This is a genomic window from Mesorhizobium sp. M0317 (assembly GCF_040321555.1).
Classification (GTDB): Bacteria; Pseudomonadota; Alphaproteobacteria; order Rhizobiales; family Rhizobiaceae; genus Mesorhizobium.
In genome coordinates, this window is sequence record NZ_JAMYRV010000019.1 from 12,633 (window position 1) to 26,687 (window position 14,055).

General features: G+C 63.5%; 8 protein-coding genes. 5 read left to right on the forward strand and 3 right to left on the reverse strand.

The annotated features are described in order from the left end of the window. Window positions 1–135: 135 nt before the first annotated feature. Window positions 136–2,190 carry a bifunctional aldolase/short-chain dehydrogenase gene (locus NKI88_RS15360; RefSeq protein WP_352655960.1) on the reverse strand — a complete coding sequence of 685 codons (2,055 nt, stop codon included), beginning with the start codon at window positions 2,188–2,190 and terminating at the stop codon, window positions 136–138. Window positions 2,191–2,283: 93 nt separating this feature from the next. Beyond that, on the reverse strand, window positions 2,284–3,255 hold the full coding sequence (locus NKI88_RS15365; RefSeq protein WP_352655962.1) for a sugar-binding transcriptional regulator: 972 nt from the start codon (window positions 3,253–3,255) through the stop codon (window positions 2,284–2,286). Between the two features lie 190 nt (window positions 3,256–3,445). Between NKI88_RS15365 and NKI88_RS15370 the strand changes: the two genes are divergently transcribed. The 5 genes from NKI88_RS15370 (at window position 3,446) to NKI88_RS15390 (ending at window position 12,070) form a co-directional block, all read left to right on the forward strand. After that, window positions 3,446–5,086, forward strand: a complete 1,641-nt coding sequence (locus NKI88_RS15370) for an acyl-CoA synthetase (protein WP_352655964.1) — start codon at window positions 3,446–3,448, stop codon at window positions 5,084–5,086. A 163-nt stretch (window positions 5,087–5,249) separates the two neighbouring features. Beyond that, window positions 5,250–5,855: a TetR/AcrR family transcriptional regulator gene (locus NKI88_RS15375; protein ID WP_352655966.1), complete on the forward strand. Its 606-nt coding sequence runs from the start codon at window positions 5,250–5,252 to the stop codon at window positions 5,853–5,855. A gap of 58 nt (window positions 5,856–5,913) precedes the next feature. Further along, the gene (locus NKI88_RS15380) at window positions 5,914–7,053 is read left to right on the forward strand and encodes an efflux RND transporter periplasmic adaptor subunit (protein ID WP_023692166.1); all 1,140 of its coding nucleotides are present in this window, start codon (window positions 5,914–5,916) and stop codon (window positions 7,051–7,053) included. A gap of 248 nt (window positions 7,054–7,301) precedes the next feature. Then, window positions 7,302–10,439: an efflux RND transporter permease subunit gene (locus tag NKI88_RS15385; protein WP_023696637.1), complete on the forward strand. Its 3,138-nt coding sequence runs from the start codon at window positions 7,302–7,304 to the stop codon at window positions 10,437–10,439. Window positions 10,440–10,714: 275 nt separating this feature from the next. Continuing rightward, window positions 10,715–12,070: an LLM class flavin-dependent oxidoreductase gene (locus tag NKI88_RS15390; protein WP_023704836.1), complete on the forward strand. Its 1,356-nt coding sequence runs from the start codon at window positions 10,715–10,717 to the stop codon at window positions 12,068–12,070. 62 nt (window positions 12,071–12,132) lie between these two features. Here NKI88_RS15390 and NKI88_RS15395 read toward each other — a convergent pair whose 3' ends face one another. Further along, the gene (locus tag NKI88_RS15395) at window positions 12,133–13,842 is read right to left on the reverse strand and encodes a trimethylamine N-oxide permease (protein ID WP_023684441.1); all 1,710 of its coding nucleotides are present in this window, start codon (window positions 13,840–13,842) and stop codon (window positions 12,133–12,135) included. Window positions 13,843–14,055: the final 213 nt, after the last annotated feature.

Sequence of the window (14,055 nt, forward strand, 5' to 3'; positions counted from 1 at the left end):
GAGCGGGATTTCGACCGGTTGAAGCAGTTTTTCAGCACGACGTGCGAAAGCGGTTTTCCGCCCGGAGTCCGTCAAGGCCGGGAAGTAGAGCGGTTCGCCGTTTTGGTGAAACGACAAACCGCCCCAGGTCCATGTCTAACGTAGCGCCGCGGCGATGTTGCCGCCGTCGACCGTGGTGACATCGGCGGTGGTGCGTTCGGCCAGCGCGTGGTGCAGGAAGGCCTGCGCCACGTCATCGGCTGTCACTTCCTGCCCGAGCAGATTGCCGGACATGTATTCCTTCTCCGACACGCCGCGTGCGCCCGAACGGCTGGCGATCATGGCGTCGGTCAACAGGCCGGAGCGGATACGGTCGGCATTGACGGCGTTGGAACGGATGCCGTGCGCGCCGTAGTCGAGCGCATATTGCCTCGACAGGAACAGCGTCGCCGCCTTGGGCACGCCATAGGCGCCGAACTTCGGACCGGGGTTGACCGCCTGCTTGGAGGTGTTGAACAACAGCACGCCGCCGGTGCCCTGTTCCAGCATGATGCGCACCGCGTTCTGCGCCGCCGACTGGTGGGCGAAGAAGTTGAGCTCGAAACTCTTGCGCAGGAGAGCGTCGTCGAGCTCGCCGATCCGTCCCTCCCAGGCGGCCCCGGCATTGGAGACCAGGATGTCGACGCCGCCATAGACGGCGACAGCCTTGTCGAAGGCGGCGCGCATTTCGGCGGGATTGGTGATATCGGCGCCGACACCGATCGAATTGTTGCCGGCAGCCTTCGCTGCTTCCACCGCCTTTGCCGCATCGAGATCGACGACGACGGCATGCGCGCCATTGGCGGCGAACAGCTTTGCCGTCGCAGCACCGATCGCGCCGGCGCCGCCAGTGATCAGCACCACCTGGCCGGTCAGCGGCTTCGGCTTGTTGGAGGCGAGCTTGGCCTGCTCAAGCGACCAGTACTCCAGCGGGAAGAGGTCGGCCTTCGATAGAGGATGGAAGCTGCCGACGGCCTCGGCGCCGCGCACCGCCTCGATCCACATCTCGCCGACATCAGATGCGATCTTCGCATCCTTCAGCGTGCGGCCATGGCCGAACATGCCGAGGCCCGGCACCAGCGTCAGCCGCGGCATCGGGTCGAGCATGGTGCGCTGGACGTCGTCCAGCGCATCGTTGGTTTCGAAATAGACGCGGTAGTCCCTGGCGAAGGCATCGACATGGCTCTTGACGACGGCCTTGTAGTCGCCGGCCTTGTCGGCGTCTGGCGCCGGCACCGCCATCGGTCCGGTCTTGATGCGGATCGACAGGTCCGGCGTCGACACACCGCGTGCGGCATAGTCGGCGATGCCGGCCGAATTGATGAAATCGACAATGGCATCCGAGGTGCGGAAGTCGCTGATCATGCGATCGAAGCGGCCTTCGCCACGCGATACCGCCACCGCGCCACGCAGCATCGGCGCGATCGCTGCCGGCGTTGCGAGCTTGGCCGGCAGCGCGGCTTTCGCTGGCTTCGGCTTGCCGTGCTTGGCGACATAGTCCTCGGCCACGTTCACATAGTGGATCATGCGGTCGTAAGCCTGCTTCGCATCGTCGCCGAAGGTGAAGATGCCATGCTTGTCGAGGATCAGGCCTTCGACGCTGGGGTCGGCGTCGTAGACATCGGCGGCCACCTTGGCGAGGTCGAAGCCCGGCTTGATATAGGGCACGTACCCCATCTTGTCGCCGAACACGGTCTTGATCAGCGCCTTGCTGTCCGCCTGGTCGACGATGGCGAGGATCGCGGTGGAATGCGTATGGTCGACGAATTTGTGCGGCAGGAAGGCGTGCAGCAGCGTTTCGACCGACGGATTGGGCGAGCCGGGATCGATGAGGTTTGCGCGCTGCAGCGCCACCATATCTTCATCGGCGAGGCTGGCCAGCGCGCGCGCCTTCAAGAGCGGGCCTATCTTCACCGCCGGCAGGCCCTGCGGTTCGATGACGCCCATGTCCCAGCCGCTGCCCTTGACGCACAGCACGTCCCATTCGTCGCCGACGAGGTCTGTGGCCTTGGTCTTGCAGGAAGTGTTGCCGCCGCCATGCAACACCAGCCGCGGCTCGCCGCCGAGCAGCCGGGTCGTGTAGACGCGCAACGCGAGGTCGCGGGCCACGCCCTTTTTCGCATAGTCGGCCACCAGTCTTTCCGCGTCGTCGTCATTCCAAAGGTTCTTCATGTCGCTATGTCCGCTTTGCTGTCTTTGATGTTGCTGTGAACAGGAGTGCCGCGACGCCTTGATGACAATGCGCCGCTGCAAGGATTTCGTTTGTCAGGAAGCCTTTTTTGCCCCCGCGCTGGCTCCGGCATATTCGAGCAGCCGCCGCGCCATGCCGGCGCCGACGACCAGATGCGTGCAGAGTCCGCCGGCGAGTGCTGCGAGCAGCGGTTCGAACTTGCTGTCTTCCTGCACCACCATCAGCCGCTTTTCGATCTGGCGCAGTGACGACAGCGAGGCCGAGATGACGCGGCGGTTGTAGCTGCAGTCGAGCGCCTTGCCGGCGGCATCGATGATCTGGCCGGCAACGACGCCGGCGGCGCCGGCTTCGCGCAACAGCCCCATCTCGCCGGGGCTGAGCGCGCCGCATTTGACGACATGGCTGTCGCCATCGACCGTGCCGACCGAATAGAGCGCCAGATCGCAGTTGGCAATATCGGCCAGTTGTTCGCGGATCACCGGTTCGGCGCGCAGCCCATGCGCCAGCAATTCCGTCGTCAGCACCAGCGGCGCGTAGAAATTGAGGCCCTTGGCGTTGAGCCGCCGGGCGATCTCCATCGTGCACTGGTCGGGACGGTAGGAATAGGGCGCGCCGAGATTGCCGCAAAGCTGCACCACGGTGACGTCCTGCAGGTCGGCATAGGACATGACGTCGGCGATGGTGTAGACGGTGCGGCCCCAGGCGACGCCGATACGGTCGCCCTTCTTGACCAGTTCGAGAAAGACACTCGCCGCCAGCACCGCAACGTCCGTCGAAGGGTCGACGACATAGGCATTCTCCGGCGCGATCCACACCGCATCAAGCTTGAGCGCGTCCTCGAGCTGGCGCGCCAGCATGTCGTCGGTGAACAGCTGCGTCGAGGTCGAGATGTTGACGATGCCGGTCTCGCGCGCCTTGCGCAGATACATGGCGACCGAGGCGCGGGAAATGTTAAGCTGGCTGGCGACCTGGTCCTGGCGCAGGCCATGGGCATAATAGAGCCATGCGGCCTTGTGGATAAGCTGTTCTGCCGGTCGGATCGCCATGCCGTCTCCTCGGCTGACATTATTCACGGCTCTCGACAAAAGTCAAATTGGCGTGGGTACACGATACCTCTTTGGCCATCGAATCTGGACGATCATTGCGCCAAATGTGCCCGGTCGGGAATCGCCGATGGTGACGTGGCGGGAACCTGTGGTTAGAAGTTCTCAACAATGAAAATTCGGGGAGCACGGGATGGGCAGTCCCTACGAGCACGATCTCGGCAAGAACGCCGCCAACCACCAGCCGCTGACGCCGCTCACCTATCTGGAGCGGGCGGCAAGCACCTATCCCGATCATGTCGCCATCATCCATGGCAGCCAGCGCATCACCTATCGCACCTTCTGGCGGCGCTCGCTGAAGCTGGCCTCGGCGCTGTCGAAGCGCGGCATCGGCAAGGGCGATACCGTCACGGTGATGCTGTCGAACACGCCGCCGATGCTGGAGGCGCATTTCGGCGTGCCGATGACCAAAGCGGTGCTGCATTCGCTCAACACAAGGCTCGATGCCGCCGTCATCGCGTTCCAGCTCGACCATGCCGAGACCAAGGTGCTCGTCGTCGACCGCGAATTTTCCGCTGTCGTCAAACAGGCACTGGCACTGGCCAAGGTGAAGCCGCTGGTCATCGACTATGACGATCCCGACTATGCCAGCGATGCACCCTATCCCAAGGGCGAGCGCATCGGCGCGATCGACTATGAGGGGTTCGTCGCCGGCGGTGACCAGGGCTACGCCTGGTCGATGCCCGACGACGAATGGGACGCCATCTCGCTCAACTACACCTCCGGCACGACAGGCAACCCGAAGGGCGTCGTCTACCACCATCGCGGCGCTGCCCTGATGGCTTACACCAACACCATCCATGCCGGCATGGCCAAGCACGCCGTCTATCTGTGGACGCTGCCAATGTTCCACTGCAATGGCTGGTGCTTTCCGTGGACGATGGCGGTCCAGGCCGGCACCCATGTCTGCCTGCGATGGGTGCGGCCGAAGCCGATCTACGATGCCATCGCCGACCACGGCGTCACGCATCTGTGCGGTGCGCCGGTCGTCATGTCGGTGCTGATCAACGCCAGGGAGGAGGACAAGCGGACGTTCCCCCAGACGGTGACCTTCAATACGGCGGCAGCACCTCCGCCGGAAGCGGTGCTGTCGGGCATGGCCGATGCCGGCTTTGCCGTCACCCATCTCTACGGGCTGACCGAGACCTATGGCCCGGCGGTCGTCAACGAATGGCACAACGCGTGGGACGATCTCGACAAGGGTGAACGCAGCGCCAAAAAGGCCAGGCAGGGCGTGCGCTATGCCGCACTCGAAGGCCTGACCGTGATGGACCCGGGGACGATGCAGAAGACGCCGGCCGACGGCGAGACCATCGGTGAGGTCATGTTTCGCGGCAACATCGTCATGAAGGGCTATCTGAAGAACAGGAAGGCGACCGACGAGGCTTTCGCCGGCGGCTGGTTCCACTCCGGCGACCTCGGCGTCATGCATCCCGACGGCTACATCCAGCTCAAGGACCGCTCCAAGGACATCATCATCTCCGGCGGCGAGAACATTTCATCGATCGAGGTCGAGGAAGCCCTCTACAAACACCCGTCCGTGGCGTCCTGCGGCGTCGTCGCCAAGGCAGACGACAAATGGGGCGAGGTGCCGGTCGCCTATGTCGAACTGAAGCCCGGCAAGGTGGCAAGCGAGGCCGAGATCATCGAACACTGCCGCGCGCTGCTCGCCCGCTTCAAGGTGCCGAAGGCGGTGATTTTTGCCGAGATCCCGAAGACATCGACGGGGAAGATCCAGAAGTTTCAGCTGCGGGAAATGGCGAAGGGATCTTAGTTCCAGAGCGCAACGGCACGCGCAAGGTCGAGTTCGCGCACACCCTCTGTCACCATCTGTCACCAAATTATACGCGTACGTCGAATTCGCATTGACACTTCCCTCTTTTCGATTTACGACTGACGAAAGTTGAAATTCGTCACTCATAAATCGACAGAGAGCCATGTCCGAAGCCGCCAGCATAATGGCCGACTCCACCCGCCAGGAGAATGTCACCCGCATTCTCGACTGTGCCGAACGCCTGTTCCGGCACTATGGTTACGGCAAGACCAATGTCGCCGACATCGCCCGCGAACTCGGCATGTCGCCGGCCAATATCTACCGTTTCTTCGCCTCCAAGGTCGAAATCCACCAAGCCGTTTGCGGCCGCATGCTCCTCGCCAGCTACAACATGGCCTACGAGATTTCCCGGTTGCCGATCAGCGCCGAGGAGCGGCTGCGCCGCTACGTGCATGCGCAGTACAAGATGACGCTGGAAGTCATGCTCGACGACCAGAAGGTCCACGAAATGGTCATCGTCGCGCGCGCGCGCGACTGGGGCGTCATCGACAAGCATATCGACAGCATTCACGACCTGTTTGCCGAGGTCATCCGCGAGGGCATCGAGGCCGGCGAGTTTGCCGACCAGGATCCGGTCATCGCATCGCGCTGCTTCGGCGCCGCCACCGTCATTCTGTGCCACCCGCAAATGGTGGCGCAGTGCCTTGCCAAGACCAATCGGGCGATGCCCGACGATCTCATCGATTACGCGATCAAGGCTCTGAAGTAATAGCCGCCGCCCGCCGGGCGCCGGTGTCGACCGTTCATCTCCAGTCGGGAGCACGAAAGTGTCTTTGTCCAGTTCCATCATCCGCAAGCTGCCGGTCGCCGGCCTGATCGTCGCCACGCTCGGGCTCGCCGCCTGCAGCCAGGAGAAGACCGAGGTCCAGGACATCATCCGTCCGGTCAAGGTGGTCGAGATCGGCCAGGCCGAAAAGAGTCGCGAACTCACCTATTCCGGCTCGGTGCGAGCCCGTACCGAAATGAACCTCGGCTTTCGCATCTCGGGCAAGGTCACTGAGCGCCTGGTCGACATCGGCCAGCATGTGACGACAGGCGATGTGCTAGCCCGTATCGATCCCACGGACTATGAGTTGTCGGTCAAGAGCGCCAAGGCCAGCCTCGACGCCGCCGAGCGGCAGGTCGAGACGGTCGATCTGTCCCGCAAGCGCGCCGAACAGCTTTTTGCCAAGAACTTCACCTCCAAGTCGCAACTCGAACAGGCGACGCTGAGCTACAACCAGGCGGTAGCGACGCGCGATGCCGCCCGCTCTACCCTTGCCCAGGCGCAGAACCAGGTCGTCTACACCGATCTCAAGGCGAGCGAGAACGGCATCGTCACGGCGGTCTCGGCCGATGTCGGCCAGGTGGTCGGCGCCGGAACGCCTGTGATGACCGTCGCCGTCGACGGCGAAAAGGAAGTGCTGATCGCGGTTCCCGAAATGGACATCGCCGCCTTCAAGCCGGGAAAGGACGTCAAGGCCAGCTTCTGGTCCGATGACGCGCTGGCGCTCTCCGGCAAAGTGCGTGAAGTCGCCGGCAGCGCCGACCAGCAGTCGCGCACCTTTGCCGTCCGCGTCTCGCTGCCCGACGACCCGCGCGTGCTGCTCGGCATGACCGCCAACATCGAGGCCTCGGTGGCCAAGAAGCAGGAGATGGTGTCGATCCCGCTCAGCGCGCTTGCGGAAAAGGATGGTCGCAAGATTGTCTGGACCGTCGACCGCGCCGGCGAGACGGTGCACGAGCGCCTGGTCAAAGTTGCGGAGTTCACCGCCGACGGCGTCAGCGTCGCCGACGGGCTCAAGCCGGGGGATGTCGTCGTTGCCGCCGGCACCCAGTTCATGACCGAGAATCTCAAGGTCAAGCTGACCGGCGATGCGGTCCAGGCCGCCTCTGCGGAAGGCGATGCCGCAAAGGCCCTGCGCTGACCGCAGGCATGAAGCCGGCTTGATCGTCGCTTCGGCGAAAGGGCTGGGCAAGCGAATTCAGGGTTTCCGGGCGGCGAGCGCCCGATGGTCGAGACGCCAAGATCGAGTTCCCCCGCATCGATCCGCGCGTCCCACCGCGATGAGTGTCTCTCCGCTCGGAAAGCCTCGCCGCCCGGAAGCCAGCATCGGAATATCCTAGCTGCATGCAAAGCGCATGCGCGCACGATCAACGAATTGGACTGACGCCGATGACCACCACCGACAGCACTGAAAAGCAGCCTTTCAATCTTTCGCGCTGGGCCATCGGCCATCCCTCGATCGCGCGCTTCCTGTTCGGTCTGATCATCATTGCCGGCGCGCTCGGCCTGATGCGCATGGGCCAGAAGGAAGACCCCGATTTCACTTTCCGCGTCATGGTCGTCCAGGCGATCTGGCCGGGCTCCTCGATCCAGGAGATGGAAGACCAGGTCGTCAACAAGATCGAGCGCAAGCTGCAGGAAACGCCGCACCTCGACTTCGTCCGTTCCTACACCCGCGCCGGCAGCGCCATCATCACCGTCCAGATCAAGGGCGACACCAATGCAGAGGAGGTGAAGGACGCCTTCTACCAGGTGCGCAAGAAGGTTGGCGACATCTCCGGCGACCTGCCGCAAGGCCTGCTCGGGCCCTATTTCAACGACGAGTTCGGCGACACCTTCATCACCCTGCACTCGATCGGCGGCGACGGCTACAGCTATCCGGAGCTGAAGAAATTCGCCACCCAGGCTCGCGACATGCTGCTGACGACGCCGGGCGTCGAGAAGGCCGTCATCATCGGCGACCAGCCGGAGAAGCTTTATATCGACGTCTCGTCCAAGGCCCTGGCCGAACGCGGCCTGACGCTGACCGACCTGCAGAACGCCATCAAGGGCCAGAACAATGTCGATCCGGCGGGCTCCGTCGACACCGGCCTGCGCTCGGTGCGCATCTCGGTCGAGGGCGATGTCACCAGGGCTGCCGACATCAGGGAATTGCGCCTGCGCGCCGGTGGTCAGGTGACACGTCTTGGCGACATCGCCACCGTGAGTTCCGGTCTCGAAGATCCCTATCAGCGCAAGTACCGCTTCAACGGCCACGAAAGCGTCCAGGTCGGCGTCGTCATGGCCAAGGGTTTTAACGTCAGGGACGTCGGCACGGATGTCGAGGCGACCTACAAGCGCTTTGAGGAAGCGCTGCCCTACGGCGTTGCGGTTGACCAGATCTCCAACCAGCCCGAGGTTGTCAAGGACGCCGTCAACGAGTTCATGGAGGCGCTCGGCGAGGCGCTGCTGATCGTGCTTGCTGTCTCGCTGCTGTCGATCGGCTGGCGTTCCGGCCTGGTCATCGCCATTGCCATTCCGCTGGTGCTGGCCGCCACCTTCGCCATCATGTACGAGCTCGGCATCGATCTGCAGCGCATTTCGCTCGGCGCCCTGATCATCGCGCTCGGGCTGTTGGTCGACGACGCCATGATCGTCGTCGAGATGATGGAGCGCAAGCTGGAGGAGGGGCTGGTCAAGATCGAGGCGGCGAGCTTCGCCTATTCCTCGACCGCCTTCCCGATGCTGAGCGGCACGCTGATCACCATAGCCGGCTTCATCCCGGTCGGCTTCGCCGCCTCGACCGCAGGCGAATATGTGCGCACGCTGTTCTATGTGGTCGGCATCGCGCTGGTCGTGTCGTGGTTCGTCGCCGTCTATTTCACGCCGTGGCTGGGCTACATGATCCTCAAGCAGCGCAAACACGCCGGCAACCATCATGACGCCTTCGACACCGGCTTCTACCGGCGGCTGCGCGCCACGGTCGGCTGGGCGGTGCGCCACCGCATCATCGTTCTGGTGATGACGCTGGTCACCTTCGCCACCAGCCTGTGGGCGTTCCAGTTCATCCCACAAAACTTCTTCCCGCAATCCTCGCGGCCGGAAATCCTCGTCGATCTCTGGTTGCCTGAGGGAACCTCGATCAAGGAGGTCGAGACGCAGGCCAAAGCGCTGGAAGCCCGGATGATGGACGACAAGGACAAGCGCTTCATCGCCACCTATATCGGCGAAGGCGCGCCGCGCTTCTTCCTGCCGCTCGACCAGCAATTGCGCAATCCGAACTATGCGCAGCTTCTGGTGATGGCCAATGACGAGCCGGCACGTGAGCGGCTGATCCTCAAGCTGCGCTCAGTCCTGGCGCAGGATTTCCCTTCGATCCGCTCCAAGGTCGACCGTCTGTTCCTCGGCCCGCCGACCGGCTGGCCGGTGCAGATGCGCATCATGGGTCCGGACCGCCAGGAGGTGCGCCGCATAGCTGACCAGGTGAAGGCGAAATTCGCCGAAAATCCGCTCCTCGGCGCCGTCCATGACGACTGGCTGGAGCCGGTACCGGCGATGAAGCTGGTCATCGACCAGGACCGCGCCCGTGCGCTTGGCGTCACCTCGCAGCGCATCCGCCAGATGCTGCAGGCAGCGATGTCCGGCGCGCCGCTCGATGACTTCCGTGATGGCGAGGAGACGGTTTCCATCGTCGCCCGCGAACCGGACGCCAGCCGCAGCCTGCTGTCCTCGGTCGACTCGGTCTATATCCCGACCGATTTCGGCGGCTTCGTGCCGCTGTCGCAGGTGGCCAAGGTGGTGCCGGTGCTCGAGCAGGGCGTCGAATGGCGGCGCGACCGCCTGCCGACCATCTCGGTGCGCGCCACGCTGCCGGATGGCGTGCAGTCGAACGACGTCGTCACCAAGCTCTACAATGACATGCAGGGCATGCGCGCCGGCCTGGCGCCCGGCTACAAGATCGAGATCCAGGGCGGTGCGGAAGATTCCGCCGAAAGCCAGGCCTCGATTGCCGCCAAGGCGCCGATCATGCTGGCCGTCATCGTCGTGCTCCTGATGATCCAGCTGCAGCATTTCGGCAAGGCGATGCTCGTGCTGGCCACCGGTCCGCTCGGCATCATCGGTGCGGCGGCGGCTCTGTTGATCAGCGGCGCGCCGTTCGGCTTCGTCGCCATCCTTGGTGTCATCGCGCTGCTCGGAATCATCATGCGCAACTCGATCATCCTGGTCGACCAGATCGATCAGGACATCGCCAGGGGGATGGACCGATCGGAGGCCATCATCGGCTCGGCCGTGCGCCGTTTCCGGCCGATCGTGCTGACGGCGATGACGGCGGTGCTGGCGCTGATCCCGATCTCGCGTGCGGTGTTCTGGGGACCGCTCGCCTACGCCATGATGGGCGGCATCCTCGTCGCCACCGTACTCACCATCCTGGTGCTGCCGGCAGGCTACGCGCTGTTCTTCGGCCGCGAGCCGAAGAAAGGCAGGAAGCCGGCTGATGAGGCCGTGCAGGACAATGACAGGCCGCCACTGGCGCTGGCCGCCGAGTAGGCGCTGCTGGGGCACAGGATCTTCCTTGGAAAATGCTGGAACGCCGTACGCTTGACGTGCGGCGTTCTGGCTTTCTCCTTGCCGGTGGCACCGAGCACCCAGGCAAGTATCTCAACACCAGGCGGGTTCATCAAAATAGGTTGAACGGCCACCTGTATGAAAATGCTTCGCGGCGCCGGTTTTGCAAAACAGAATTCCTTCCCAGGACGGCAAAGCCGTCCGATCCTGCTTACATATCGGAGCGGCAACCCTCGTTCGCATCAGGTGATCATCCCATGGTAGACAATAAGCAATTGCGGCTCGGCGCCTTCATGCGTCCGGTCAGTCTTCACACCGGGGCCTGGCGCTATCCCGGCTCATATCCCGATGCCAACTTCAACTTCGCCCATCTGAAGCGCTTTGCGCAGACGCTTGAGGCGGCGAAGTTCGACGCCTTCTTCATGGCCGACCATCTGGCCGTTCTCAACATGCCGATCGAGGCGCTACGGCGCAGCCACACGGTGACCTCGTTCGAGCCGTTCACGCTGCTGTCGGCGCTCGCCGCCGTCACTGATCATATCGGCCTTGTCGCCACCGCATCGACGACCTTCGACGCGCCCTATCACATTGCCCGTCGCTTCGCCTCGCTCGACCATATCAGCGGCGGCCGCGCCGGCTGGAACATCGTCACCACATCCAATCCCGACGCCGCGCTGAACTTCGGCCTCGACGAGCATGTCGAGCACGACGAGCGCTATCACAATGCGCGGGAATTCTACGATGTGGTGACCGGCCTCTGGGACAGCTTTGCCGACGACGCCTTCATCCGCGACGCCGAGAGCGGGCTCTATTTCGATCCCGCGAAGCTGCATGTGCTCGACCATAAGGGCGAGCATCTCTCGGTGCGCGGCCCGCTCAACATTGCGCGGCCGGTGCAGGGCTGGCCGGTCATCGTCCAGGCCGGCGCATCTGAGGCCGGGCGGCAGCTGGCAGCCGAAACGGCGGAGGTGATCTTCGCCGCCCATTCCGATCTGGCGTCCGGGCAGCGCTTCTTTGCCGATGTCAAAAGCCGGGCCGAGAAGCTCGGCCGTTCGCGCGACGACATCAAGATCCTGCCCGGCGCCTTCGTCATCGTCGGCGACAGCGTCGAGGAAGCACAGGCCAAACGCGCCAAGCTCGACAGCCTGGTCTATTACGAGAGCGGCATTGCCTCGCTGTCGATCGCGCTGGGGCACGACGCATCCGGCTTCGATCCCGACGCGCCCTTGCCCGAAATCCCCGAGACCAATGCCTCCAAGAGCGGCCGTGAGCGCGTCATCGAGCTGGCGCGCCGAGAGACTTTGACCGTCCGCCAGCTGGCGCAGCGGCTCGGCGGCTATTCCGGCCTTGCTTTCGTGGGCACGCCGAAAACCATCGCCGATTCGATGGAGGAATGGCTGTTTGCCGAAGGGTCAGACGGCTTCAACGTCATGTTCCCCTATCTGCCAGCCGGGCTCGACGACTTCGCCGAGAAGGTGGTGCCCGAGCTGCAGCGGCGAAAGCTCTTCCGGCGCGAGTATGAGGGCACCACCTTGCGCGAGAATCTCGGCCTGAAGCGGCCGCCGAACCGGTTCTTCGAAGGCTCCGAAGGGGCCATTCGCAAGGCCGGCTGACGTCCTGCCATAAAAAGAAACAGGCGCGCCGAAGCGCGCCCATTCTTTTCAAGCCATCACTTTCAGATGACGAAGTACCAGTTGGCGAGCAGCATCACCACCACGCCGGCGACCAGCGTCAGGTAGGGCAGCATGCCTGCCTTTTTGACCGAGAGGTCTGCGCCCGCCATGCCGAGGTCGGCCAGCATGTGGTCGGGGAACTTGCCCTTGTCTTGGACGTAGTGCCGGTAGCAGAACACCGGGATGATCAAGGCGGCTGTGATCAGGCCGGCCCAGAGCGCCATCGGGTTCCACACCTTGGCGCCGGCGCCCATGAAGATGGCGTTTACATAGGCGAAGATGGCGCCGAGGCCGAGCAGCCAGCTCGGCGCCTTCCAAGGCCGGTTGATGTGGCCGTTGTCGATGCGGTGGATCCAGCCGGCATTGAGGTTGAGGAAGTTGAAGATGATGTAGCCGCAGTTCGACACGGCGAGGATGAAGAAGAAGCTCGTCGCGTCGGCCGAGGCGATGGCCAGCACGATCAGGTTGAAGACGAGATCGGTCCACATGGCGCGCGTCGGCGCGCCATGCTCGTTGACGTGGCTGAGATAGCGCGGCAGCCAGCCATCGACCGAGCCCTGGTAGAGCGTGCGCGACGAGCCGGCCATTGCCGTCATGATGCACAGCACCAGCGCCAGGATCATCAGCATCACCAAGAGGCTGTGGATCAATGCGCCACCCCCGACCATGCCGGCCAGTGCATCGGCGACACCCGAGCCGTCGACGATCGGCGTCGCCAGCATGCCGTTGAGGCCCAGCACGCCCTGGAAGGTGAAGGGCACCAGGATGAACAGAAGCATGCAGAGCAGGCCGGAATAGAAAATCGCCTTGAACGTGTCGGTGCCCGGGTTCTTGAACTCCGATGTGTAGCAGACGGCGGTCTCAAAACCATAGGTCGACCATGCGGCGATGAACATGCCGCCCAGCACCAGCGTCCAGCCGGCAATGTTCCACGAGCCGGGCTCCGGCGCGTAAGCCGCCGCCAGCGGCACCAGCGGCGAAAAGTTCGCCCAGTTGATCTGGCCGGTGACGATCGGCACGACACCGACGATCAGCATCGGGATGATGACCAGGAGGCCGATATACTTCTGCACATTGGCGGTGCCGAGAATGCCGCGATGCTGGATCGAGAAGATGATCAGCATCAGCACCGCGCCGATGAAGAAAGTGGCATTGAGGGTGAAGGAGACAGGACCTAGCGTGTGGCTGAACAGCGTCCAGTTGCGGATCGCCGGCGTGGCCGCCGCGGTCACCGCGGCGATGGCGTCGGCAGGCACCGTTCCGGCATGCGCCGCGATATAGGCGACGACGTCCGGCGACGCCTCGGTGAACAGCGGCACCGGCGCCAGCGCGTTGAGAATATAGGCGGCGGCGATCGAGCAGCCCAGCGACAGCACCGGCGACCAGGCGAACCAGTTGCACCACACCGACAGCGGCGCGATGAACTTGGAATAACGCAGCCAGGCGGTGGCGCCGTAGATCGAGGCGCCGCCCGACTTGTTCGGGAACAGGCCGGCGATCTCGGCATAGGTGAAGGATTGCAGGAAGCCCATGATCATGGAAGCGATCCAGATCCCGAAGGCCAGCGTTCCCGTCGTTCCGGCAATGCCGCCGATCGAAAACAGGACAAGGGCAGGAACGCCGCTCGCCACCCAGAAGGCGCCGCGCCAGTCGATGTTGCGGAGCAGCTTGCCTTCAGCGGGCTGCTCCAGGGCAGTGGTAATCGTGCTCATCTGTCTGAATTCCCCATTTTGTGTTCCCGGCCGGTGATGCCTCGGCTTCGCGAAGCTTGTTCCCCGGTACATGACCGCACGACTCCAGTGTTTCCACTCAGTCGTATTTTTTTCTTAACAGTGAAGATTGATCCGGCGCGCTTTCACGTCAAGTGATTTGTGGCGTCGTGCACATCACGGTTGCGAAACGCTCGCTTTGTCCTTCTCCCCTTG

Excerpts from the sequence above, each read along its gene's own strand:
- NKI88_RS15395 (WP_023684441.1), bottom strand. The coding sequence starts at position 13,842 with ATGAGCACGATTACCACTGCCCTGGAGCAGCCCGCTGAAGGCAAGCTG.
- NKI88_RS15390 (WP_023704836.1), top strand. The coding sequence starts at position 10,715 with ATGGTAGACAATAAGCAATTGCGGCTCGGCGCCTTCATGCGTCCGGTC.
- NKI88_RS15360 (WP_352655960.1), bottom strand. The coding sequence starts at position 2,190 with ATGAAGAACCTTTGGAATGACGACGACGCGGAAAGACTGGTGGCCGAC.
- NKI88_RS15370 (WP_352655964.1), top strand. The coding sequence starts at position 3,446 with ATGGGCAGTCCCTACGAGCACGATCTCGGCAAGAACGCCGCCAACCAC.
- NKI88_RS15365 (WP_352655962.1), bottom strand. The coding sequence starts at position 3,255 with ATGGCGATCCGACCGGCAGAACAGCTTATCCACAAGGCCGCATGGCTC.
- NKI88_RS15385 (WP_023696637.1), top strand. The coding sequence starts at position 7,302 with ATGACCACCACCGACAGCACTGAAAAGCAGCCTTTCAATCTTTCGCGC.
- NKI88_RS15375 (WP_352655966.1), top strand. The coding sequence starts at position 5,250 with ATGTCCGAAGCCGCCAGCATAATGGCCGACTCCACCCGCCAGGAGAAT.